Here is a 25,147-nt window from a genome sequence, read left to right on the forward strand (position 1 = left end):
GGGACTCTCGCGATGGATATAGGAGTGTTTTTAAACCATGATTAATTTTTAAAGATTATTTTGACCACGATTTTTTAAGCTTGTTTCTGCTATCGGAGGCTGTTACACCAATCCATTGAGATTATTTTATAAACTGTATGGATGCACCTGTGTGTTTATCCAAATCTATCAAATACAGGATTGGTTTGGGCAGACACATAGGTCAGCCCGTACAGCGACCAAATATGCCTTTGGTTAAGTGTCTCGCCTGGGTCAAAGCATAGGTGAAATTAAGTTAGTCCAAGCGAGTCGCTTGAACTAACTTAATTCGTATATTCAGCCCATCAAACAACATTTACCTAAAATCAAACATCAATGAACAGCACAGAGATTGAAATTGGATTGAGCATTTTGTTGTTGCTCATTTTCTTTATTGGCAAAAGATACATTTCCCGATTCATCAAACGCAGTGGAAATTCGCATGACTATATGCCTTTTCGCTCGGTCTATGTGTCGAAGGTGATCACCTTCCTTTGGGCCGTATTATTGATCGTAGTTTTGGGAGTGATTTGGGAAGTTTCTTTTCAGGGGCTTTCGGTTTATATCGCCTCGATCTTTACGGTGGTTGGGGTAGGTTTCTTTGCCGCATGGTCAATTCTGAGTAACATAACTTCGGCGATGGTGTTGTTTTTTAACGCCCCTTTTAAGATTGGCGATCGCATCAAGATCAAGGATGGGGACAATGGTGCCGAGGGCGAGGTGATTGATATTAATTTGTTCAATATCCGCATCCGTGATGTGGATGGGAATGTAACGGCATACCCGAACAATTTGGCGATGCAGAAGGCGATTGTGAAATATAAATTATAATATGAACGGGTTGTAGGGACGTTGCATGCAACGTCCGTACGGTAAATGAAAAATATGTCAAAAGAGAAGTGTCAGAGTTGTGGGATGCCTTTATCCAAGGATCCGCAGGGTGGAGGAACGAATGCTGATGGAAGCAAGAGTGAGGAATTTTGCAGTCATTGTTATGTCGATGGGCAATTTTTGTTTGAGGGAACGGTAACAGAGTTTCAAAAGCATTGCAGAGAACAGATGGTCAAGAAAGGGTTTAACCGATTTGTAGCGTGGTTTTTTACATTGGGCATTCCCAAATTAAAGCGTTGGCAGTCATCGTAATCGTCGTAGAGGCATCGCATGCGGTGCCTATATTCGAATAAGAAACATGGAAAAAATATTGGTAAGCGCCTGTTTGGCGGGGAAGAGATGTCGGTATGATGGCAAGGACAATGGCGTCCCACAGATTCAGCAATTACATGCCGAGGGGCGTTGTGTGTTGGTTTGCCCAGAGGAGTTAGGTGGTTTGCCGACCCCACGAACCCCTGCTGAGATTGTCGGGAGTCAGGTGTTGACTAAAGATGGGGAGGATGTTACTGAAGCTTTTAATGCTGGGGCGGCAGCGGGCTTGAAGATCGCTCAGTCGGAAAATATTAAAGAGGCGATCTTAAAGGCAAAATCTCCGTCTTGTGGTTGTGGGCAGATTTATGATGGTTCCTTTTCGAGGAAACTGATTGTCGGAAATGGACAGTTTGCAGCGCAACTGCTATCGGCAAGAATTAAAGTGAAAACAGAGTTGGATTTATAAAAATTTTTAGATTGAGAGAAATACATTCAGCATCCGAATTTGAAAAAGTTTTAGCGCAGAATAAGCGACTTACACGTCTGGCTTTTCAGGCCATAGACTTAAATCCATTCAAAGAAAAGTTACTTCATACCCCAATAAATAAGTGCTTGTTTCTGGGGTGTAAGATGGACAAAGACCTGATGTTTTACCTGCAATATGAGCAGGAAAATCAGCTCTTTCCTGAGTTGGATATGCCTTTTCATATGTTTCGGTCGGAATTATATGACAAGGAAAGTATCTATAAAAACTTTGATCGTGAAGACCCTAAAAGTTACTACTATACACCCGATCATGTGATTTACAGTCACTATGTGAATTCGGGAAAACAGTTCGCTACTGACATCAGTGTTACGCTTGCGCAACGCTTGCATGACCATGCGATTACGGATGCACTGGAGGAATTTATCAAAAATTTTGATCCTGATAAGCGCGTGGCAATCATGGGAGGGCATCAGCTCAAACGCACCGATGAAGATTATCTTCGGGTGGTGAAAATCTCCAAACAGCTGGCTGAAAAAGGTTATTTGATGATGTCTGGCGGAGGCCCTGGTGCCATGGAAGCAACCCACGTGGGCGCATGGATGGCGGGACGTTCGGAAGCAGAATTACAGCAGGCATTGGAGGTATTGGTGCAGGCGCCAAGCTTTGAGGATGACGGCTGGCTGGCGACTTCCTTTGAGGTGATTGAGCGTTTCCCGAGGGATGAAAAATATGAGTCTTTGGGTATCCCGACCTGGGCATATGGACATGAACCACCAAGCCCTTTTGCTTCGAAAATCGCCAAATATTTCGCCAACTCTGTTCGTGAAGAAGGGCTATTGGCCATTGCCATGGGCGGGGTGATTTTCTCTCCCGGCAGTGCTGGAACCTTGCAGGAAATCTTTCAGGATGCCTGTCAGAATCATTATGAAACCTATGGCAAGGCGAGCCCGATGATCTTCCTGAATAAACAATTCTGGGAGGAGGAATTACCTATTTTCCCATTGATGCATAAGCTGAAGGCAAGACGCCGATACCGCCATTTACAACTCGGTATTGGCAGCGAACCTGAGGAGATTTTGCAACTGATCGAAACATTAGGACAGGTGCAGGATACCTAAATAAGTATCGGTCACCCTTTCAGGCATTTTTGCAGTAATCCGCTGGAACTGTGAAAATGCTTTTTTTATTTTTGATAATCCAATCAGCGTAAATCAATGGCGCAGATGAAAGGGTTAATTTTGTGCCGTTATTGAAGAAGTACGGAGGGATTAACAGTTAATATTACCCAAAAATAACCCAAGCCTCGGATCTTGTAAGCCTTTACATTACATCATTTTTTGATATGAAACATTGGTTTACTAAAGTGGTAGCGGTGGCCTCTCTGGCGACTTGCACCCTGCCCGCTATGGCAAGAAAAGTGAAAGATCAGGGGGAGATTATCTACCTGTCTTCTTATAATGGTAAAATGACTGGCGATACCATTCGGGTGTTTTTCGCAGATCAGAAGGCCCAAATTTTCAGTAAGCGTTCAAGCAAAAACGAGTTGCAACTGATTGATTATGCGCAGGCGCAAGGCTTAAGCGTATTGACCACCCAGGCGGGGGAGCACTACACTTTGCAACGCCCTTTTGAAAATATGCCAAGCATGACCGCCACTGGGGAAACAGAAAAAATTGCGGGGGTACTTTGTGAGAAATATGAGTTCGTTTCTTTCTCGAACAAGATGGAAATGTGGATTGCCAAAGACAGCAAGATTCATGGTTCTCCTTATAACAGTATGGGTGCCGACAAAGGGCTTGTGCTGAAGGTACGCCGTAATGGCAACAGCACGATTGAGGCTGCAAAAATCAATTATAAAAAGCTGAAACCTGAAGCGCTGAACTGGCCTTCGGACTTTGGGAAATTTGTTGATGCCCCACATTATACTCAACAGCAAATTGAGAACAGATACGAGACCATTCCGGTGTTCGATCATCAGCATTTGAACTTTGGCGATGAATTGAAGGCGGTAACGAATCCGCAGGAAAATGTGGCTTATCGAGTAAGTAAGGGAGCAGTGGTTTTGAAGAAAATCCGATTGCCCAAGCGGGATGATGCGCGTGTTTTTGCCCGCCTGACGCAATACTCCGAAGGTGATGCATATGACCGTACAGGTTCTGTTTTTGTGATTCCTACGGATAAACCGAAAAGCTTTTTGGATGCCTTCTTCCAAGGGCTGGATCAGGTGCCGAGTTTCAAGGATAATAAAGGTAGAACGTATCAGGGCATGACCGTTACCGACGACTATACCCCACCGATGGAACTGATGCGTTTCTTCACTTCTTTTGGGGTACGGGCTTATAATGATAAGCGTCCGATTGCGGGCTATCCGTGGGCAGATTCTACCATTTACAAACAGGATATTTCCGAGTTGTTGCCCGCAATGCAGGAGGAGGTTTGGATCGGGGTTTTTATCGGAAACTATGCCAAAAACGGACACAATGTGAGCCTGGACCTGATGTACTACCCTTCTGAAGAACCCAAAACAAAAAAATGGGTATCCCCTATTTTTGATACCGTTAATTTGATGGAAATGGCGGGTCAGGAGTACCCGAAAATGTTTGATGGGGACACCCTTGAAGTGGAAGTGAATATTCCTGAAGGCGTGAAGAATGTGCGCCTGCGCTATGTGCCGACCGGTCATGGTGGCTGGGGCACGGGCGATGAATTTGTGCCGAAAGAAAACCGCATTTTTGTCGATGGGAAGCTGTCGTATCGATTTACACCATGGAGAACCGATTGCGCCACATACCGCCTGAGCAACCCCGCTTCGGGCAACTTCGGAAATGGGATGTCATCCTCAGACTTGAGTCGTTCGAATTGGTGTCCGGGTACTTTGACCCAACCGACATTCATCAGCATGCCGGAGCTTACTCCGGGGAAACACCTTATTCGGGTAGCGATCCCACAGGGAGCAGATGCAGGAACCATGTTCAATTTCTGGTGCGTGAGTGGTACTCTGATCGGGGATTACGAATAAAGTACAGATTATACATTACACTTTTCATAACGTTGAGGCCACCCTTTGCACATGGGGTGGCTTTTTTTATTGATAATAAAGTGAAAAATTGTAATTTTAAAGTAAAGAATAGTGGGTTATTAAACAGATCACTTATGACAACTCAACCTATCCTCAAATTACTTAAAGAAACTTTGACCTATGGAATAGGTGTAATTATGGGATCATTTTTCGGCTATTGGGCGATGAAGAAGATTTTTACTTTATTGACCGTTAATGGGCTTTGGCGGGAGGTTTTTTGAAATGAATTCTTCCCTGAAACTTTATCTACAAGCACCGAGCATATCGATACCTAATGTAAATTATAAAGAAATAGTCTTGGCTGGAGTGGTGCTCAAGGTATAGATTAGTTTGGTTTCGGTATTTTTGGGGCTGTTGTTGTATTTCAAGTACGCCTTCAACTTTTATGATTTCAAGCTGGCCAATACTGAAGTTCTTTGGTGGAAGGCGGTTATCCTCGGGCCTGTTTTCGAAGAATTGACTTGCCGATTGTGGCATGATTTCAAAACACGAAATCTTATTTTATCCACCGGATTAATAGGTGGCTATCTTCTTTTTATTGGGCTAAATTGGGCACTTGTCGGTCTTTTGTGCTTGCTTACTTGTATCTTTTTGGGAAGGCAACTTGATCAAGTGCCGATCAATCGGAATATCGTCATTCACCTGAGTACCCTGCTATTTGTGTTGGCACATTATCGTGTGGGACTTGAAAGTGATTTGACCACTTGGTACGAACAAACTTATTACTATTTACAACTTCTACCTGTCGGTTTGTTTTTGGCTTATTTGCGAAATGTGAAAGGAATCGGCGCCTGCATTTTGCTTCATATGCTTAATAATGGACTGTCGATGTTATTCTAAATTATGTTTTGTACCTATCGGTACGGACGTTGCATGCAACGTCCCTACGGTAGTAGAAATCATATTTTTGGTTGGGTAATGGTATATTTTCGATAAGCTAATCCTAAATTTTACGGATATGAAAAATTATTTTGACTCAAATTTATTCCGCTTAACCAAATCAACACGTCTTTATGCGGGTATCGGTTTGATTGCCTTTTCCTGGTTGGTTATTGAGCACCTTGGTGAGAAGATCGGGGTGTTGTTGTATGTGTTGGTGAATTGATGGATTGAATATTTTCCACGGGTTGAAACCCGAGGCTTTTGTAAAATGTACCTTCGGCACATGCGTTATGTGGGCTTATTTATAAATATTGGCTACCTTGTTGAGCTTCGATATTTGAGTATAAATTGGTGAAAATGACGAAAGATCAGCACGTAAAGGCCTTAGCATTGGTTGATAGCCTGATGAGTAAAGAAAAGATGAGCCTTAAGGAAGAGGCTTTAATGGACAGCTTAGTGGATCAGATTGAAGCGTATGAAGAACGCTGGGCCTCTGAAGAGATTGAAGATGAGTTATCACCGGATGAATTTGATGAAACCTTTCACCTCCTTCGCTCAAAGATGAATACAGAGCGTCTTTACAGGGCTATTGAGCAGGTGGATCATGGGAAAGTAAAGCAGATCGATTGGTGTGAATTAATAGATTTACCTTAACGTACCATTGCAAGTCACCCCACAAAATACCTTCTCTCCTTGTACTGATCATCGACCGTCAGCGTCATTGCCTGTTCAATTTCCTTGATGTCTTTGCTGGCTGTTTGGCGGGAAACCTTACACTTCTGACTGTAGATGGAAATCGTTCTACCTCGCCTTCTCCAAAGCCTCGGCAAACTTATCGGGAAAGTCCGAATCCAAAATGCCTTGCATCGCCTTTTTGACATCGTAACTGAAACGAGGAAAACTAACTTTGAGTGATTGTGGATCTTTAGGGTCAAGCTGGTCAAATTCCAAAAGGGCACAACAGCCGTCGGTATTGCGGTCTTTGGGTTTGCCCGCCGAACCGACATTGATCACATGTTTGTAATGCTCCCCTTGCTGAATGATGCGATGATACGGCAGGTGCGTATGTCCACTCAAAAACAGATCGGCATTGCTTTCAGCCATCATTTTCAAAACATCCGCCTCTGGATAATCCTCCAACAAATAATCATTGATCGCCTTCTTGCTTCCGTGCATCATTTCCATTCGGAAGACCTTCTCCCCTGTTCCAAATTCCAAACTCAGGTGGCGGGGCAACTGCTGTAAAAAGCGTCTTTGCTCCTCTCCCAATAGCTTTTGGGTCAGGCCTCCATTGGAAGTGTCCCCTGTCAAGTCTTTTAATTGTTTCTCATCATGATTACCCATGATGGTTGGAATGCGGTGCTTTCGGATGCGGTCAATCACCTCATTTGCCCAAACATTATAACCAACCAAATCCCCCAAACAGTAAATGGCATCGGGCTGAATTTCTTCGGCTTTTTGGAGGAAGGCTTCGAAGGCGGGCAAGTTGGCGTGGATATCGGAGAAGAAAAGGAGTTTCATGGGGTTGTTTTTTTGTGGTAACTAATAATGTTGGGGGGGAATGACCATGATTTACAGGATTACCATGATTTTTTTTGCTCTATGTCGCTTAGTATTAGCCTGTCGAAAATATGCCATTAGCTTATCCAAAAACATCATTTTTAGTGCCGTAAAAACGTTGCATGCAACGTCCGTACCGTGAGGTACAAAAATACGCGACAGCCCAGTTTAGCGTAAAGCTTTGTAGATAAGTAAATCCCCCTTTACAATTCTTAATTGATGCCTAAAGATAAACAAAAAAAGGTCGTAAACTTTCGCTTACGACCTCGTGTTTGACAATTCTATGACAGAGAATTGAATTTATCGAATGATGATCTTTTGACTATGTGTTTTTTCGTTTCCGATCAATTTCAGGATGTACATGCCTGAAGGGAAAACCGGTAAAGAAAGGTGATTTCCTTTCAGTGCGCTGTGGAATACCTGGCGTCCTTCCATATTGATCAAAATCAGCTGATCGTAACCTTGAAGGTTTTCAAAATTCAGGTGATCCTGTACAGGGTTCGGGTAGATGCGCACTTGTTGCGCTGCAGGAGTTGAAGTAATCGCATCATCATTGTCCTCTTCTTCCTGATCGTCTTCATCTTCCTCTTCCTCCTCGTCCATCATCTGTTTATAGATATCAACCTCGGTGATGGTATTCCAATCATTGCTTGAGTTGCCCTGACCAATGATTCTGACATATCGAACGGTTTGGTTGAAGGGGTAAACGGTTTGCTCAAGGGTATTTTGACTTTCCTGATTTGCAAGGATAATATCAAAAGTTTCGCCATCGGTACTACCTGCCAAGTCAAAATAGGAAGTTCGTTCATTGGCTTTGTTGAATGCGATCTGAACAATGTTGACCAACATTTCTTCGCCCAAATCATAGGTGATGTGTTCGCCTTTGCCGTTGGAAGCCCACAAAGTGCCGAAATCATCATCAATCGTTTTATCAGCCGTATTGCCTTTGGCGGTTTCTTCGGAAGAAGCATAAACCTCTTTGATCTCCGCCAATTCACTGTTCGCAGGAATCTCAGGTGCTTCCTGTTGGATATTGATGGCCGTCGAAATCTCCCCGTCGGTAAGGGTCAGAACAGCCGATCGTTGTTCATCGGTATCATTGGCCGAAGCGGTAAGGGTGATGGTTGCATCGCCGTCGCCACTGTTTTTATCGATCGTTAGCCAATCGCTGTCGGTGCTTGCTGTCCATTGAACATTGGCATAAACCATTATTTCAATTGATGTTTCCGCTGCAGGAAGTGTGTTTGGCTCAGAGATGTTGATGTAGTTTTTGTCTTCTACTTCATTGTCCAAACTGCCTGTTGGCCCAACATCCTGTGGTCGCATTGGGTGATACATCATCGCTCCTGTGCTGTACTGATCAGCGCCAACGGTCGTTACTACTCCACGATCCTGTCCGTGAATATCCTTTAGATTGACAATAGAACGGAGGTTGTCGAAATCTGGTGTGTTGGCAGTACTGAAATACAGGCTGTCGTTCAGCGCAAGTTGTGGATCAAAGCTTTTTACTTCTGCATCGGCAAAAGAAATATTACTTTCGCTGTTGGTCATCTCGCTACCCGATTGCGGATATACCAAGTTATTACTCCAATCAATGCCGGCGTGTTCGCTGTCATCGTAGAAGTTGATCGGGTCGTTGGTGGTGTTGATGATCAGGTTGTTGGCCAAGGTAATGTCCTCGATGCTTTTCGGGTAGTTGCCATTGTTGTCAAAACCCAATTCAATACCATATTCATTGTCCACCAAAGTATTATTGGCAATCACTACACGCTGAGCGATAAAATGTTTGTTCAGTTTGCTGTCCTGTCCGTCGATCGCATCTCCTTTAGTTATCGTAATCGGTGCATCCCAACGGTTACCGTTCAGTCCCTGAAAGTAGTTGTTGATCACCACATGATCCGTTCCATAAATACGGATTCCACCTGTACCCAAATTCGCCCCTGCAGGAGAGGTTGAGGTTGGACGGCCACCACCGAAAAAGTAGTTGCCTTCGATATGGTTGCGGTTACCATGGCGCAATGACAACACACCATAACAGCCCACGAAAGTGTTGTGGCGGATGGTATTGTCACATGATTTTACAGAAACGACCTCTGGGTCACCATCACAATTTTCAAAACGGTTGAATTCTACGGTGGTGAAGCCACTCGACATCGACATCTCCGACCAACCGATACGGATGGACTCCTGCTCATTTACCGCACGGGGCCCGTTGTTGCGGAAGTAGTTGTGGTCGATGCGGTCGTATTGCGATTGGCGGTATTCTTCAGGATCACCGTTTTCGTTGTCCTTGTTATTTGTACCATCAATGGTGATGTAGTGCCCTGGTGTGGTTTTATTTTGGAAAATATTATGGTCGATGCGGTTGTGATGACTTTCGTGCTCAAAGTTTTTGTCGTCCCAAACGCCTTGAATAATCAGCCATTTGACGCTTCTGCCCTCTTCTGTGGGGGTCAGTTCAAATACATTCTGGGTAACACGCATGTTGTTACAGCCCTCAAGCTTTACCATCGTGGTGTTATTGACCACATTGAAGGTAAATCCCTGAATGATCACATGTTCAGATCTTCTGAAGGAAAAATAAGCGTTTCCGGACATTTTGACGCCACCGACTTCTTCCGCCATAAATACAATCGGTTTTTCGGCTGTTCCTTGAATCTCGATGCTGGAAGCACTCAGGTCTGCATAGGTTCCGGATTTAACAATGATGGTGTCGCCGGCAACAGCAGCGGCCAACACTTTTCGCATGTCGCTTCGGTTATCGACAATCGTGGTTTCTGCCCACGCATTCAGACTAAAGAGCAGTCCGAATAATACAAAAATGGGGGTTGATTTCATTTGGAATAAATAAAGTGATTTTTAAAAAGTGATGGTAATGTAATGAAAATTGGTATTTTGGTTGTTGGATTACCAAAATTATAATTAAAAATTCACTTATTATTTTAACACTATCGCTTTGGTCAATCAACCGCATGATAAATGTCGCTTTTAAAGAAGCTTTAGATATTCATGATCATGTTATGGCTTAATTTTTATTTCAATTTGTAAATCGAACAGGTATTTATAGGCAGGGGTGTTATTATGCTGCGAAGCAATTTTTTTCAACTAAAGTCATTACTCATGCAAAGACCATTCACCGTTTACAGTCTGTTGTTTTTTTTGGGCTGGTGTGGGAGCACCTTGCCGCTATGCGCTCAGCAAGATACCCGTCCCAACATTATTTTCATTATTACTGATGATCAACAGGTCGGATTATTAGGGGTTGAAGGCAACCCGACCGCTCACACCCCTAATATTGATCGCATTGGTAAGGAGGGCATGCTTTTCAAAAATGCCTTCGTTACCACTCCCCTTTGTTCGCCGAGCCGTGCGAGCTTCTTCACGGGGAATTATTCGAGCAAGCATTTGGTGATCAATAATGATAAAATTGGTCTCGATGCGATCAGTCATACGCTCAATACCTGGCCTCGACGTTTGCGGGAAACGGGCTACGAAACGGCTTTTATTGGTAAATGGCATATGGGCTTGGATGATTCCCGTCGTCCGGGCTTTGACCGTTGGATGAGCTTCAAAGGTCAGGGGGATTATGTGGATGGGGTGATCAACGATGAAGGGTTGCGGAAGCAAACCACGGGCTATATGACCGATATTATCAATGATCATGCGGTGGAGTTTTTGCAGAGAGCACATGATAAACCCTTTGCGATGATTGTGGCACACAAAGCCGTGCACTGGCCGATCATTCCCGCTAAAAGACATGAAGATTTATATTCAGATGTGAAGTTTGAAATACCTGAACCACCCAAAGGAGATTTGGAAGGAAAGCAGGTGTTGTCCTCCAAATTTGAGCGAAAGCCTGTTTATGCCCTGGAGAATGTGATGCCCGAAATGCCTGAGTCAAGACGTGGACGAAGCAATACGCCCTCGAATATTTTTGCTGATGAGCACCGCTGTATGCAGAGTGTGGATGATGGTGTGGGCGCTATGTTGAAGCAATTGGAAGACATGGGCGAACTTGATAATACCCTGATCATTTATGTAAGTGACAATGGCATGCTGATGGGCGAACACGGACAGTTCAATAAAAAACGTTGGGCGTATGATCCTGTGCTTCGCATCCCGATGTTGATGCGCTATCCGAAGTTGATCGAGGCAGGAAGCACCCGTGAGCAGATGGTGCAGAACATCGATGTTGCTCCGACCATCCTCGAATTAGCAGGCGTTGAACCGATCGAACCGATGCAGGGAACGTCCCTTTTGCCGATCCTGAAAAATGAAAAAGCACCGTGGAGGGAGTCGATGCTCCATGAATATTTCTTCGAAAAAGTAGTGGTGCATGTGCGTCCGTGGCAAGCCGTGCGTACCGAAGAATGGAAATATATCCACTATACCGAAGGCACTTTCGATGATGAGCTTTACCATCTCGCCAACGATCCTGAGGAGATCCACAACCTCGCCAATGACAAAAAATACAAGAAACAACTGGCGATCATGAAGGCAGAATTGTTGAGGCTGACGATGAAGGAAGATGTGAGGAGCGGGAAGGTGAGGTGATTTTTGAGGTGGATGAAATGAAAAAAGCAACCTGATGTGGGTTGCTTTTTTTGTGAGGGAGTAGATTTCCCTTTAGAAATTCAAAACCGCCCTTTGCGCCTTCGCCAATGATTTTTTAGCATAATTTAAGTCAATCCCAAACTCATCAATCTTCATCGGATTGTCCAAAACACGGGATTGCAAATCATACTTCCCCTTGAACTGATTAATCGACCGCAGCGTCACACTCACATTATCCGGATGATTAACAATCTCCGCAATCTGCTCATTCGTGTGCGTCGCCCGATACCTCATGAACAACTCCTCCGCCGAGATGATGTGCTCATAATCGTAGCGATCCCCACCCCGCAAGGGCTTGCCTGTATAGCAATCAGTGTACAGCGCCAACCGCTGACCATCAAATGCCTCGCCCCGCTTCAAGGCTTCCTTTTGCATGGCCTGCTTGCGGAGCTTGAAGGCTTCATCGATTTCTGTGCGGGAGTAGGGGCGGGTGATAGAATTAGGTTGTATAGTGAATTAACTTAAACTAAAGTATAAAGCACAAAGTGCAAGAATGTTTGATATGAATAAAAACACATAAATATACTTATTATTGTAGCCTATTTTTACATTACTTCCACTTGCATTTACTTTTTTCAAGATTTTTTCATGTGCGTTAATTTTGACTCTTAATTGTTCAATTTCACGATCATGTCTTTCATCTGTTTTGGCTTGGTGAGCTAATTCCTTGTCATGTCTTTCATCTGTTTTGGCTTGGTGAGCTAATTCCTTATCATGCCGTAAGTCTGTAGCTTCTTGATGCTCTAATTTGATAGTGTTATTAGCTCCAACCTCTTGTATGTCTTCTATTTTTTTTTGTTGGTCTATAAACGCTTTTGCCTGTTGAATTAAGTGATGAGCAAATTCTTCCCCTTTATTGTTTAATTTTTTAAGTTTCCCATCTCGATCCCTAAAACCGTTCTTTGTCATTTCAGACATATGGTTAAACATACACTGAGAAAGGTATAAAGAAGAACATGAAAATTTCACAGCTTCTTGAATTAGCTGATTCATCTCACTTACAGCTTCGTTTGTCTTGATTAGAGCTTCAGAAGTTGCCTGTGATTGACGTTTAGTTTTACCGAAACCCAAAAAACCACCAGAGATATCTTTTGCTTGAATGGCCTGTGCTTCAGCTTCCTTTATCCTTTTTGAAAGGTTATCAATCTTCTTAAAGATTTTAACTGATTCAAGTTTTGATGAACGCTCAATCTCATTGTGAGATAAACTAGTGACGCGTCAAACAAACAATGTCTGTCATTAATCGGTTCTTCCTAAAAAAGAATATGAGCCGCTATACTGTTGAACTGACTAATGAAGAAAGATCTGCTTTGAGGGAGATCATTTCGAAAGGATCCCATAAATCCCTCAGAGTTATAAATGCTCTTATTCTCCTAAACAGTGATGAATCGGGTGAGGAACCAAGGAAACCCTATGAAGAAATTGCATCTGCTCTAAATGTAAGCTCTAAAAAAGTGGAGCGCGTTCGAAAACGTTTTGTGGAAGAAGGTTTTGAGGTTACTTTGAATGGAAAAAAACGAGATCCCTCCAGTTACAGGGTTAAATTTGATGGAGACCTTGAGGCTCATATTATTGCACTAAGTTGCAGTAAACCTCCTCAAGGAATGGCTCAATGGTCATTAAGGTTATTGGCAGATAATGTGGTTGAATTAAACTATACTGATAGTATTTCACATGAATCAGTTCGATTAATTTTAAAAAAACGAGCTGAAGCCTTGGCGAGTGCAAGGATGGGTAATTCCTCCTGAGCAAAATGGTGAGTTTGTTGCTCATATGGAGCAGGTTCTCGATGTCTATAAACGCCCCTACGATAAAAACCATCCTGTAATTTGTATGGATGAAGGGGGAAAGCAATTGATTGGTCAAACTCGGACTCCTATTGAAGTAAAGGGAGCTAAGGGCGTTCAAATAAAGGAGGATTACGAATATAAACGCAATGGTGTATGCAATATCTTTGTTGCGAATGAACCGCTAAATGGGAAAAGGTATGCTCAGGTTACAGACCGAAAAACAAAATCAGATTGGGCAAAATTTATCAGGAAATTAATTGATGAGCATTACTCTGAGTGCAATAAAGTTACGGTAGTATTAGATAACCTAAAGACGCATACTATCGGGGCTTTTTATGATACATTCTCACCAAAGGAGGCAAAACGGATTGTTGATAAGATCGAATTTGTTTTCACCCCAAAACATGGAAGTTGGTTAAATATGGCAGAAATTGAGCTCAATGTTTTGGGTAAGCAGTGTCTGTCACAAAGAATAGCTGATAAAGAAACATTGCAAAAGCAAGTGGATGCTTGGGTGTCTTACAGAAATGCCATTACCGCCTCTATCAATTGGCAATTCACCACGGAAGATGCCAGGATAAAACTAAAGAGGTTATATCCGACAATAGAGGCTTGACATAACACTAGGTAGATGGTTTTTAGCAGTCTGTTCCCCTCTGTCAATTGCATCATTTAAAGAGTTTCTATTGATATCAAAATGTTCTTCATTTGTAATCTCTCTATTGCTTGACTTCTTATTTGCCCATTCATCTTTATCGAGGTCACTCATTGATTTGTTGACTCCTCTATCAGTGCAAGCTAAGTTACCTTTATCAGTGGCAAAGTCGGCTTTCTGTTCATCTGAAAGCATAAACCCCCCATCTTTATGGAATTGAGATAATGACTTTATATGATCAGGACTACTTTCAGCGCCTTTTATCGTTTTTCCTGTATAAGCATCAGTAAGGTTGTCATGAGAGTCTAATTGTTTCCTTGTAAACTCAGCACCGACTGAATTTTTTCCACCTCCAGCAAAAGATTTTCCTTCTGAATTTTTACCTCTGTCATATAAGTCCCTTTTATATTTATCTTCTTTTTTTGCATAAATACCTCTTTTATGTTGAGCTGTTTTTTGATTTGCATTGTGGATAGTCGTTACATTTCCCCCGTCTTGGTTAGAAATGATCATACTCGCAAGTCCGAATTGTGATGTGATTGATGATGTGATTGAGTCTTTGCACTGATTTAATAATCCTTGCGTGTCTTTAGAAGTCATTTGTTCTCTCAGACTTTCCATTTCTTCCATTGCTTTGCTGTGCCCTTCGTCGACTTTTATTTTAAAAGAGCTTATTTTATCTAGTGCGATAACCCTTAAATACCACCCGATTTAAAACCCACCAAAACACCACTCAATTGGCTTTTTCCATCTTTCATTGTAATACTCAATATAGTTGGTGATTTTTCTTTCTAAATTAGGGACCGAGTTAAATTGCCCATTACGAATTACATGCTTCTGTAAACGGCCAAACCAATTCTCTATTTGGTTCAACCAAGAGCAATGTTTTGGAGTATATTGAAATCTGATTTTATGGTCTTTATCCTCTAAAAATTCCATCCTGGACTTCATCGTCTTTAATACTCCACACCGTCCTTTCTTACCTAAATCACTGTCATAATTTACTTTATCAGCAATTAGCTTGACTAATGACTCTGATTTATGTGTATTAAGCTGGTCTGCAATAAAAACGATTTTTTTGTTAGGGTATTTATCGATGATTGACTCTATAAATTTACAAAAATCCTCCTCATTCCGAGTCTGTCCAAGTTGATATTTGGTGACCTCGCCGTCCATTATATTCAGGCCTGCGATTAAACAGGTCGTTCCGTTCCGCTTGTATTCTGGGTCTACTCGCTTAACTTGACCGCTTTTTGCTGTGGTTATTTTTATGTTTTGTTTAGCTTGAATACCCGTCTTTTCATCCACAGAAATAGTCACAACATCGTCTGATTGCTCCAAATAAACACTGCAAACATCAGAAACACGGTCGTTATGCTCCTGTTGGTCACCTATTTTTGGATGTATCCAATATTCAGTTTTATGAGGACTTAATTCGTTTTTTTAAAAGTCGACCAACATGACTTGATGAGATTTCGATTCCCATTTTCTTCGCTTGCTCACTCAAAGACTCATGAGACCATTCAGTGATTGGAACATCATAATCTTGAGGATCTTGGCAGCTTAATGTTTGCACTTGAATTTTTTCTTCGGCAGTTAAACGAGGTTTCCTTCCGCTTCTTTTAGAATCAGTTAATTGTTCATAAATAAGTCGGATAAATTCAGTATCTCCTATTTTATTTTGGGTTTCATCTAACTCATTGATTGCGTCCCATTTATTAAGCCATCTCTTCACTGTATTGGGATCTGCTTTTTCATTAGCACAAATCTCTTTGAAGCTTAACCCCTTATTAAAATGGTACACAAATGAGGCTCGGCGACGAATATTTGAAGGCGTCTTCCCACTATTAATAATTCTAAATAGTAGTCTCTCTTCTCGCTCCGTCAGATCAATGACAATAGATGTTTTTCTTCCCATACAGTGATTCAAGAAAAAATCATGCTAAATTTAGGGGGTGTAGCACTAGGCTATCTAATTCTTTAAGAATTGCTTTCTCATCTAGAATTTCGAATTCGGTCTGATGTTTTTTCATAGTGATTTATCAATTAGGTTCTTTTGCGAATTTAGAATTGATTGTAATTACAGTTTCCCGAGTACTTCAGTGTGATTCTGTATGTTGGCATAGTTTTTATTAGCTGTGTAGCTATTATTATTGATGTTAAAAAGTCTATTTTTTTTGTATTTAAAAGGCTATAAATGATGATTTAGCCTTTTAGTTCAATTAATCAACCGAATTTAGCTGTTTTTTTGTTGTTGGCATGGCTTGTTTATTGCAGCTGTGTAGCTAATGATTGTTTTTTGGGAAGTGGTGTATGCCTGTTACGTTTACAGGTAGAAGAGGTGTTTTCTGCTGATGATATCCACGCTTATTTTTGGGGAGGTGCTGAGCTCAGATGATTTTGAGTACAGTAATTTTATCCACCTTATGTGGTTTTTTGGAGCTCTTATGAGGGAATAAGAGATTCGGATCTGTTTTGGGCAGTTGGTGGCCTTTGCTTGGGGTGTTGCTATTTCGTTCATGGTAAATTGGTGCTTGCTGTTGTTTACCAAAACGATTAAAAAATGATAAGGTATAGCTATGTAGCTATGAGATACTGTAATATCTGATCAAAAAATGCTAACTTAGGAAAGGCGTGTTTGTTTGAGGTATTTCTGATCAAGAAGTCCTTCTTTGGAGAGATCGATGTGGTGCACCTGTTGAAATGATTCACGAATGATTTTCCCATTATTTTCTGAGATAAGGTCAATAGGGATCGCTGTAGCGACTTTAACCGTCAGTGTCTTTTTTTCTTGTGGGTGAAACAGGGCAACTTCAAAAAATGGCATTTGTGTTTTATTGGTGATGATAGCACAATCTAAGGAGTAAATCCCTGAGAAGCAATTATAGCTATACAGTTATGTGTAATATTAATAATGATTTGATATGAAACGGATAAAAAAAGCCTCACTTCAAGGTGAGGCTGCTTAATGGGTGATAAATATTTTTGTATTTTTAAATCAGATTGGGATCGTTGGACAAGAGCTTTTGTCGATAATAATCGGCGTTGTGCTCTGCGAAGGTGTAGCCGTTTTGTTCGTAAAAATCGATCAGGTTCAACCCGATGTCCTGTGGCAGAATCATCCAGGTGCTTCGTGCTGTGGATTGTGGAATACCGAGCTTATCCACTCCGTGCCATCTCACCCCTACACACTGGTTTCCGTTAAAGTTAACCAAGGCGGCCACAAACCTTAGTTTATCTTCTGTTTCAGAGTTTCGTTCCCTGCCGTGATGGTCCATATAGGATTTGGCAGGTGCATATATGACCTTGATTTCTCCCTTGATATAAGTTTTTGGTGAGATGACTTGCTTTATAGTATCAAGAAAGCGGGCTTTGTCGGGAAACCGCTTACGATCTTCCTTAAGGTCGTAGGTTAGAATTTCCAGTTTTTGCTCAGCCGCAAACGGTGGCTCGTTGATTTCGATATCGAGCCACAGGGTGGTCAGCTCATCATGCGCTTTCAGCTCTTTTCGGGAAGAGAAATTTCCCATAAAAGATATTTCCAACACCCCGATAGTCCTCCCTTGCTGTGGTTGATAGTTCTCAACCACAGTAATTTCATCAATTTCTGAAGCAGGCAACTGATTAGGGAACCGCTGCTCTTCAATTAATGGGCTAAATTTTTCTATCAGTTCAGAATCAGTCATGATTTTGATTAATGGGTTATGTTAAAGGCTTAGGTGAGCACAGAATACGTAATTTCATCGATTTCATCAAGCTTCTGAAAGAATTCATTTTCAGGCTTGACCTGGAAACTCCTTGAGATCATGTCGATAGAAATATTCTCTTCAGTATCTTTAATAACGAACTTCAGATTACAGTGCCCTTTATGTTTCAGGGCTGCAAACTTAATGCCTTCCATCACATTATTTGAAATGTCTTTGGTTTCAATTTGGATGGAGACTGTTTTTGCCAGCTTATCTCGGATATTCCCCAACAGTTCAATATTTCGGATTTTGAATTCCATGCGTCCTGGGTCCCACTGACGTGCCTGAACCGTTCCTTTCAGGTAAAGGAACCAACCCATCTCAAGGTATTGCTTGAACTTCACATAGTCTTCACCGAAAAGGAAGAAAGTGAATGAGCCAGAATAATCTTCCATGGTCAAGGTACCAAAAGGCTGCCCTTTTTTGGTATAGCGGTGTGCAAAATCGGTTACACATCCTCCAATGGAGACCTCTCCACGTCCTGCCAATGCCTCCATCTGTGTATCCAACATGCTCAAATTGGCATTACAGAACATATCGAGCTCGAGCTTATAATCATCAAGCGGATGGCCAGAAATATAGATGCCGACCACTTCTTTTTCTTTGTTGAGCTTGGTGATCGATGACCATTCTTCCACTACGGGCGCCTGCGGTTCGGGCTCGGCAACACCGGAATCTCCACCAAACATGGATACCTGTGCCTGTTTGGCTTGCTCCTGCTGACGCTGACCATATCGCACCGCTTTCTCAAAGAACAACATGTCCTTTTCTGTTTCCGAATGGAAATAAGCCGCACGCGGAATGTTGAAAGAATCGAAGCCTCCGCCCAATACCAGACACTCCATCGCTTTCTTGTTCACGGCACGCAAATCTACCCGCTTGGTGAACTCAAAAATGGAATTGAACTTACCGTTTTCCTCACGCTCACGAACAATAGCGGCTACCGCAGCCTCTCCTACTCCTTTGATCGCACCCATACCGAAACGGATCGCGCCTTGGTCGTTCACGGTGAATTTCAAAGAAGATTCGTTCACATCGGGGCCAAGTACAGGGATTTTCATGCGCTGACACTCCTCCATGAAGAAGGTTACCTTCTTGATGTCGTTCATGTTGTGGGTCAGCACCGATGCCATGTATTCGGGCGGATAATTGGCCTTAAGATAACCCGTATGGAAGGCAACCACCGAATAACAGGTCGAGTGGGACTTGTTAAAGGCATAGGCGGCAAAGGCTTCCCAGTCTTTCCAGATTTTCTCCAGACGATCCTCAGGGTGTCCATTGGCTTTACCACCGTCAATGAATTTCGGCTTCAGCTTTTCCAGCAAAGCGAAGATCTTTTTACCCATCGCCTTACGCAGCATATCGGCCTCACCTTTCGTAAACCCTGCCAACAACTGCGACAACAACATTACCTGCTCCTGATAAACCGTAATACCATAAGTCTCGGCAAGGTATTTCTCCATTTCAGGCAAATCGTAAGCAATGTCTTCACGGCCGTGCTTACGGGCAATAAAGTTCGGGATATACTCCAAAGGTCCTGGACGATACAGGGCGTTCATCGCAATCAAATCGGCGAACTTATCGGGCTTCAGGGCGCGCAGGTGCTTCTGCATCCCAGGGGACTCAAACTGAAACGTACCGTTGGTTTCCCCTTTCTGATACAGCTGATAAGTCTTTTCATCATCCAAAGGAATTTCATCGGGATCGATGTCCACATTGTGGCGTTGCTTGACGATCTTGATCGCATCCTTGATAATGGAAAGGGTTCGCAAACCCAAGAAGTCCATCTTCAGCATACCGGCATCCTCTACCACGGAGTTGTCGAACTGCGTAACGAGTAGGTCGGCATCTTTGGCGGTGGATACAGGGATGAATTTGGTGATGTCGTCAGGGGTAATGATGATCCCACAGGCGTGAATACCGGTGTTACGCATCGAACCTTCCAACACACGGGCCTTGTTCAGCACATTGCCCGTCATATCGTGTTGTTTGGAGATCTCGAAGAGCTGTCTTGCCATTTCCATCTGATCGGAATTTAACTTGTCCTTCAGCTGCTCAGGCGACATGCCGAACATCTTCTTCAGCTTGATATCAGGGACCAGCTTCGCAATACGGTCGGCCTCGGGCAATGGCAAGTCCATCACACGGGCGGTATCACGAATGGATGATTTGGCCGCCATCGTACCGTAAGTAATGATGTGCGATACCTGATTGTGGCCATATTTCTCTACTACCCAATCGATGATTCTTCCACGACCTTCATCGTCAAAGTCAATATCAATATCGGGAAGGGATACACGGTCAGGGTTTAGGAAACGCTCAAAAAGGAGATCATATTCAATCGGATCGACATTCGTAATTCCAATCGCATAGGCAACGGCAGAACCCGCCGCCGAACCACGACCCGGCCCTACGGATACACCCATATCACGAGCTGCGGAGGTGAAATCCTGCACAATCAGGAAGTAACCAGGATAGCCCGTCTTTTCGATAATCATCAACTCAAAGTCGAGGCGTTCGATGATGTCTTTATCGAGTTCTTTGCCCCATCGCTTATAAGCACCCTCGTAAGTCAAATGGCGTAAATAGGCATTTTCCCCACGCTTGCCGCCGTCTTTTTCATCTTCTTCATTAACGAATTGTTCAGGAATGTCGAAGGCAGGCAACAATACATCACGCTCGAGTTTATAAGCTTCTATTTTATCATAAATCTCATTGGTGGTAACAATCGCCTCGGGAAGATCTTTGAAAAGCTCCTTCATTTCCTCCGGAGATTTCAGGTAGAATTGATCATTCGGGAATCCAAAGCGGTAACCTCTACCTCTACCGATAGGGGTTTCTTTCTTTTCGCCATCGCGCACACACAACAAAATGTCGTGGGCATCAGATCCCTCCTGATTGATATAATAGACATTGTTGGAGGCGAAATACTTCACGCCGTATTTCTTTGCCCAACCGATTAACACCTCATTGACGTGGTCTTCTTCATCCAAACCATGACGCATCAATTCCACATAAAAATCATCCCCAAAATGACCATGCCACCAGCGGAATGCTTCTTCGGCTTTCTCTTCGCCGACATTCAGAATCAGGTCAGGAATTTCGCCATTGAGGTTACCCGTCGTAGCGATCAGGTTTTCTTTATACTCAACAATCAGGTCTTTATCCACACGAGGATAACCCGCATACAAACCGTCCACATAGGCGATAGAGCTCAATTTGGACAGGTTATGGTAGCCCGCTTTGTTTTTGGCAATCAAGGTTTGCTGAAAACGGCGGTCGGGATTGTCCTTGGTAAACTGACGTCTTTTGTATTCCTGTGCGACATAAAAATCACAACCCACGATTGGTTTCAGATCGGCCTTCAGTGCGGCGCGCACAAAGTGAAAAGCGCCCATCATGTTACCGTGGTCGGTCATCGCCACGGCAGGCATGCCCATCTCTTGTGTCTTGGCAACCAAAGACGGAACATCGCAGGTTGCCGAAAGAATAGAGAATTGGGTGTGTACGTGAAGATGTACAAAAGGGACATCGGTCAGGTCAATGTCCTTGGTGGTCTCAACGCCCGAGCTGTCGCTATCTTCCTCCTCATCAAACTCAACATTATCGGGTTTGTAGGGTTCGATGTTCAGACCAATGGCTTCGATCATGCTCGGATTATTTTCCTTAAAAGCATGAACAACATCTTCGGTTGTTCCGAGTTTTTCGGCAGGATAGAGGCCAATACGCACCATTTCGAGGAAACAGCGGGCGGTGGCTTCCACATCGGCAGAGGCATTGTGCGCCTCGGCAAAGCCTTCACCGAACAGCTTCATGTGCAGTTCGGTCAGCGTCGGCCATTTGAATTTACCGCCACGTCCACCAGGAATCTGACAGTATTCCGTACCCTCATCCTTGGTGTCGAGTTGTGGTTTGTCAAGGATTTGCGCCGTGTCCATGCCTTTGCGATCCAGCTCCGCCCCAACAATGTTGATATCAAATTCAATGTTTTGTCCGACCGAGAACTGCGACTTGGAAAGGGCGACTTCAAACTCTTTCAGTACATACTCCAAAGGCATCCCCTGCTTCTCGGCACGCTGTGTGGTGATACCGTGAATTTTGGTGGCATTGAAAGGAATCGAATATCCTTCGGGCTTGACAATAAAGTTTTTGACCTCTACCAAATTCCCTTTTTCATCGTGTAACTGCCAAGCCAACTGTACCATTCTTGGCCAGTTTTCGTGATCAGTAACCGGTGCATTGTAATTTTTTGGAAGTCCGGTGGTCTCGGTATCGTATATTAAAAACATAAATTCTCCTCGAAATGAAAATTGGCGAAACTGCGCCAATACAAAGATAAGAAAGATGCTTAAACAAAGGAGAATCGAGGTTTAAATATTGGTGAGGGTAAGATTGTGGCTGTTGCACAACTCAGATTTATCAATTTAACGCAAGAGATTATTTTGTTAGCTGTATGGATGCACCCATGTGTGTATCCAAACTATTCCATACTCTTAATGATTCGGGCAGACACATAGGTCGGCCCGTATAGCGACCAAATAAAACTTCGTGGTGCAATATCAGATGTAACATTAATGTTACGATTTATCAAGAAAAATAAACGTTCCACAATGTTTCACGGCGCTTCTATATTTTTCAATTGGTTATTAATCAATGATTTTGTCGTGTTTCACGATTGTTCCACGAAAAATGTGAGACGTTAAGAATAACGTCTCTACAAAAACACCGACCCATGCAAACACTGACGCATGAAGACACCAGCGCATGCGCTGATGCTACCCGTTATTGCTCCATCACCTCCTTCAAATTACCCAATCCTTCCTGAAAATCCTTGCCGATCATTTGCTCCAAATCCATGAACAATAACAACGAATTGGTCGGGTATGGCATATGTCCTTTCATCCCCCACTTGACCAATGTTCCACCGTCCTGTGCTTCGGTGGTGAAATAAACAGGGCTTTTGGATTCGAAAGGTTCGGTGAAGCTGATTTCAATATCCACCCGTTCGTTCGGGATGATGTTGGTGATTTCCTGTGTGCCCGCACCGACATCAGGATTTTCACTTTTCCACGAGGCGGTGAAGCCGACGGTGCCGTCTGTGCCTGTATAAGTGTGTTGGGCGTTGGGATCTTTATCCACCCAAGTGCCCCACTCCTCTTGCAGGTGCTTGATGTGAACCACATAATCAAAAACCTCCGCAACAGGTCGATTGATTTTGATCTGCTTCTCTACGGCATAATCCTTTTCAATGAACAGGCCTGTAACCAAAGGAAAGGCGATGATGACAAGGACGATGATCAGAATGCTTTTGAAGAATGTTTTCATGGTAGTGGTGAATTGGTCTTTTGAGGTTAAGTGGAAATGCCACGGTGTTTTTACAATTTAGTTTTTTTCATAAAAAAATGCTGAAAAAGTTTTAACCGAATAAATATTCGCTTACATTTGAATCATGAAACCAAAAGACGAGCAAAAGCGACAGGCAATTTTCAGGGCGACTTTGGCCTTGGCGGGAGAAATGGGCATAGCGGGCATCAAGATGTCGGCGATTGCGAAACGTGCCAATATTGGCAGCGGGACGCTTTATGTTTATTTTCAGAGCAAGGAAGAGCTGTTGAATACGCTGTATGCGGAACTGAAAGCGCAAAGCTCGATGTCTATTTTGGAGGATATTTCAGGCTTGCCAGTGAAGATGAAGCTGTTTGAGTTGTGGAAAAGCTCTTTGCGTTATCGCCTTGAGCATCAGGATGAGGTGGTGTTTATGGAGCAGTTTGCGTTCTCTCCTTTTGCTTCCGAGGCATCAAAAAAAATCTCTCAGCAATTCAGTGATTTCTTGTTTGGCGTTTTGGATGAGGGTAAAACTCAAATGATTATTAAAAACACTTCCAATGACATTTTGGTTGCCTTATTGTCTGGATTCGTAAGAGATCTGGCGTTGACTTGCGACCGGACAGGCATCGTGGTAAATGATCAATTGTTGCAGGCTTCTTTTGGGATCTGTTGGGATGCGCTGAAGTCTTAACGATGTTTGTCTTTATTTTACCCGTTCTACTGATGTAGGGACGTTGCATGCAAAGTCCGTACCGATAGGTACAAAAAAATAAAGGCATCATATCTTGTTAAGGTAAAAGGAGGGCTTGGCAGCACAAATCAATAATCCTTTGAATTCCATAAATCTGTGGACAATAAATTAAACGGGGAACATCCATTCCCCAAAAATTTTAATCAAAAACCGAATAAATATTCGCTTAAAATAAACCTAATAATCATATCAACAATGAAAAAAGTAATCTTAATCACCGGAACATCAACAGGCGTAGGTCTTTCATCAGCATTGGCATTCGGGCGTAAGGGCTATAAAGTATATGCAAGTATGCGGAATTTGGCGAAGCGCACCGTTTTGGAAGAGGCGGCGAAAGCTGAAAATTTGCCAGTAGAAATCATCGAGTTGGATGTAACGTCTATGACGTCCATTCAGTCGGCAGTGGATTTGGTGATGGAAAAAGAAGGCCGTTTGGATATTTTGCTGAACAATGCAGGAGCAGGCTTCGCCAAAACCACTGAGCATGCGACTGAGGAAGAAATTCAATGGCAGATGGATGTGAATTATTTCGGTGTGGTGCACACGACCAAAGCCGTTTTGCCGATCATGCGAAAGCAGAAATGCGGGCACGTTATCAACGTAACTTCCGTAGGAGGCTTGGTGGGTCAGCCGTTCAATGAATTGTATTGTGGCGCAAAATTCGCCGTGGAGGGCTATACGGAAGCCTTGGCGTCCTATGTGACCAAAGCATTCAATATTCATTTCACCAATGTGGAGCCAGGTGGTATCGCAACGGAGTTTGTTAATAATGCCATGACAAAGATGGCCGAGGGTGGAATGATTGAAGAAGGTGATCCTTATGCGCCAGTGTTCAATGCTTACTTGTCGGGCATGCAGTCGCGTTCGGGCGAAGAATTGGCGTCCCTTTACCAAACCCCTGAACAAGTAGCCGAGGTAATTTTGGAAGTCGCACAACAGGAAGAGCCGGTGATCAGAGTTCGTACTTCGGATTGGGCAGAAGATTTGTGCCAGTTGAAAACCGAGGCTGACCCAACGGGCTTGAAGTTGCGGGATAAGGTGGTGAAGCAGTTTTTGGGGTGATTTAATTCTTTGGAAAAGTAATTATTTACATT

The 25,147-nt window shown here is 43.1% G+C and carries 24 protein-coding genes; 13 read left to right on the plus strand and 11 right to left on the minus strand.

The features are described from left to right. Nucleotides 1–354 precede the first annotated feature (354 nt). The 9 genes from AABK40_RS00345 (at nucleotide 355) to AABK40_RS00385 (ending at nucleotide 6,263) form a co-directional block, all read left to right on the plus strand. The gene (locus AABK40_RS00345; protein ID WP_338397353.1) at nucleotides 355–849 is read left to right on the plus strand and encodes a mechanosensitive ion channel domain-containing protein; all 495 of its coding nucleotides are present in this window, start codon (nucleotides 355–357) and stop codon (nucleotides 847–849) included. A 54-nt stretch (nucleotides 850–903) separates the two neighbouring features. Further along, on the plus strand, nucleotides 904–1,161 hold the full coding sequence (locus AABK40_RS00350; protein WP_338397354.1) for a zinc ribbon domain-containing protein: 258 nt from the start codon (nucleotides 904–906) through the stop codon (nucleotides 1,159–1,161). Between the two features lie 46 nt (nucleotides 1,162–1,207). Further along, nucleotides 1,208–1,627, plus strand: coding sequence for a 2-thiouracil desulfurase family protein (locus tag AABK40_RS00355; protein ID WP_338397355.1), 420 nt, complete (start codon nucleotides 1,208–1,210; stop codon nucleotides 1,625–1,627). A gap of 11 nt (nucleotides 1,628–1,638) precedes the next feature. Beyond that, entirely contained in the window at nucleotides 1,639–2,766 is a 1,128-nt protein-coding gene (locus AABK40_RS00360) for an LOG family protein (RefSeq protein WP_332919333.1), read from the plus strand. A 224-nt stretch (nucleotides 2,767–2,990) separates the two neighbouring features. After that, nucleotides 2,991–4,667: a PNGase F N-terminal domain-containing protein gene (locus tag AABK40_RS00365; RefSeq protein ID WP_338397356.1), complete on the plus strand. Its 1,677-nt coding sequence runs from the start codon at nucleotides 2,991–2,993 to the stop codon at nucleotides 4,665–4,667. A gap of 134 nt (nucleotides 4,668–4,801) precedes the next feature. Further along, the gene (locus tag AABK40_RS00370) at nucleotides 4,802–4,948 is read left to right on the plus strand and encodes a hypothetical protein (protein WP_338397357.1); all 147 of its coding nucleotides are present in this window, start codon (nucleotides 4,802–4,804) and stop codon (nucleotides 4,946–4,948) included. 109 nt (nucleotides 4,949–5,057) lie between these two features. Beyond that, nucleotides 5,058–5,567, plus strand: coding sequence for a CPBP family glutamic-type intramembrane protease (locus tag AABK40_RS00375; protein ID WP_338397358.1), 510 nt, complete (start codon nucleotides 5,058–5,060; stop codon nucleotides 5,565–5,567). A gap of 118 nt (nucleotides 5,568–5,685) precedes the next feature. Beyond that, complete coding sequence (locus AABK40_RS00380) at nucleotides 5,686–5,832, plus strand: hypothetical protein (RefSeq protein ID WP_338397359.1); 147 nt, start codon at nucleotides 5,686–5,688, stop codon at nucleotides 5,830–5,832. 134 nt (nucleotides 5,833–5,966) lie between these two features. Then, complete coding sequence (locus tag AABK40_RS00385) at nucleotides 5,967–6,263, plus strand: hypothetical protein (protein ID WP_338397360.1); 297 nt, start codon at nucleotides 5,967–5,969, stop codon at nucleotides 6,261–6,263. A gap of 147 nt (nucleotides 6,264–6,410) precedes the next feature. Here AABK40_RS00385 and AABK40_RS00390 read toward each other — a convergent pair whose 3' ends face one another. Together AABK40_RS00390 and AABK40_RS00395 are read right to left on the minus strand one after the other, a co-directional pair. Continuing rightward, nucleotides 6,411–7,130, minus strand: a complete 720-nt coding sequence (locus tag AABK40_RS00390) for a metallophosphoesterase family protein (RefSeq protein ID WP_338397361.1) — start codon at nucleotides 7,128–7,130, stop codon at nucleotides 6,411–6,413. 339 nt (nucleotides 7,131–7,469) lie between these two features. Beyond that, nucleotides 7,470–10,007, minus strand: coding sequence for a chondroitinase-B domain-containing protein (locus tag AABK40_RS00395; protein ID WP_338397362.1), 2,538 nt, complete (start codon nucleotides 10,005–10,007; stop codon nucleotides 7,470–7,472). 282 nt (nucleotides 10,008–10,289) lie between these two features. On the opposite strand from AABK40_RS00395, the gene AABK40_RS00400 reads away from it, so the two are divergent. Next, entirely contained in the window at nucleotides 10,290–11,723 is a 1,434-nt protein-coding gene (locus tag AABK40_RS00400) for a sulfatase family protein (protein ID WP_338397363.1), read from the plus strand. 72 nt (nucleotides 11,724–11,795) lie between these two features. Here AABK40_RS00400 and AABK40_RS00405 read toward each other — a convergent pair whose 3' ends face one another. Beyond that, nucleotides 11,796–12,158: a hypothetical protein gene (locus AABK40_RS00405; RefSeq protein ID WP_338397364.1), complete on the minus strand. Its 363-nt coding sequence runs from the start codon at nucleotides 12,156–12,158 to the stop codon at nucleotides 11,796–11,798. Nucleotides 12,159–12,239: 81 nt separating this feature from the next. Next, nucleotides 12,240–12,854, minus strand: coding sequence for a hypothetical protein (locus AABK40_RS00410; protein WP_338397365.1), 615 nt, complete (start codon nucleotides 12,852–12,854; stop codon nucleotides 12,240–12,242). 194 nt (nucleotides 12,855–13,048) lie between these two features. Here AABK40_RS00410 and AABK40_RS00415 point away from each other — a divergent pair. Next, a protein-coding gene (locus AABK40_RS00415; protein ID WP_421953307.1) for an IS630 family transposase occupies nucleotides 13,049–14,189 on the plus strand; the annotation gives its coding sequence in 2 pieces (ribosomal slippage) (nucleotides 13,049–13,491 and nucleotides 13,490–14,189; 1,143 coding nt in all). Here AABK40_RS00415 and AABK40_RS00420 read toward each other — a convergent pair. From AABK40_RS00420 to AABK40_RS00450, 7 genes are all read right to left on the minus strand, one after another. Further along, nucleotides 14,166–14,858, minus strand: a complete 693-nt coding sequence (locus tag AABK40_RS00420; protein WP_338397366.1) for a hypothetical protein — start codon at nucleotides 14,856–14,858, stop codon at nucleotides 14,166–14,168. The genes AABK40_RS00415 and AABK40_RS00420 overlap by 24 nt on opposite strands. A gap of 81 nt (nucleotides 14,859–14,939) precedes the next feature. Then, the gene (locus tag AABK40_RS00425; RefSeq protein ID WP_338397052.1) at nucleotides 14,940–15,569 is read right to left on the minus strand and encodes a transposase; all 630 of its coding nucleotides are present in this window, start codon (nucleotides 15,567–15,569) and stop codon (nucleotides 14,940–14,942) included. Between the two features lie 79 nt (nucleotides 15,570–15,648). After that, complete coding sequence (locus AABK40_RS00430) at nucleotides 15,649–16,146, minus strand: helix-turn-helix domain-containing protein (RefSeq protein ID WP_338397051.1); 498 nt, start codon at nucleotides 16,144–16,146, stop codon at nucleotides 15,649–15,651. A 705-nt stretch (nucleotides 16,147–16,851) separates the two neighbouring features. Beyond that, complete coding sequence (locus AABK40_RS00435) at nucleotides 16,852–17,055, minus strand: hypothetical protein (RefSeq protein ID WP_332919322.1); 204 nt, start codon at nucleotides 17,053–17,055, stop codon at nucleotides 16,852–16,854. A 166-nt stretch (nucleotides 17,056–17,221) separates the two neighbouring features. Beyond that, complete coding sequence (locus AABK40_RS00440) at nucleotides 17,222–17,914, minus strand: hypothetical protein (RefSeq protein WP_332919321.1); 693 nt, start codon at nucleotides 17,912–17,914, stop codon at nucleotides 17,222–17,224. Nucleotides 17,915–17,943: 29 nt separating this feature from the next. Then, the gene (gene dnaE / locus AABK40_RS00445; RefSeq protein WP_338397367.1) at nucleotides 17,944–22,263 is read right to left on the minus strand and encodes a DNA polymerase III subunit alpha; all 4,320 of its coding nucleotides are present in this window, start codon (nucleotides 22,261–22,263) and stop codon (nucleotides 17,944–17,946) included. Between the two features lie 493 nt (nucleotides 22,264–22,756). Then, nucleotides 22,757–23,299, minus strand: a complete 543-nt coding sequence (locus AABK40_RS00450; protein ID WP_338397368.1) for an SRPBCC family protein — start codon at nucleotides 23,297–23,299, stop codon at nucleotides 22,757–22,759. A 124-nt stretch (nucleotides 23,300–23,423) separates the two neighbouring features. On the opposite strand from AABK40_RS00450, the gene AABK40_RS00455 reads away from it, so the two are divergent. Further along, nucleotides 23,424–23,993, plus strand: a complete 570-nt coding sequence (locus AABK40_RS00455; RefSeq protein ID WP_338397369.1) for a TetR/AcrR family transcriptional regulator — start codon at nucleotides 23,424–23,426, stop codon at nucleotides 23,991–23,993. 255 nt (nucleotides 23,994–24,248) lie between these two features. Then, a complete protein-coding gene (locus AABK40_RS00460; protein ID WP_338397370.1) occupies nucleotides 24,249–25,115 on the plus strand; it encodes an SDR family oxidoreductase in 867 nt (288 codons plus the stop codon). Nucleotides 25,116–25,147 lie beyond the last annotated feature (32 nt).

The organism is Persicobacter psychrovividus (genome assembly GCF_036492425.1).
In the GTDB taxonomy this organism is placed as follows: domain Bacteria; phylum Bacteroidota; class Bacteroidia; order Cytophagales; family Cyclobacteriaceae; genus Persicobacter; species Persicobacter psychrovividus.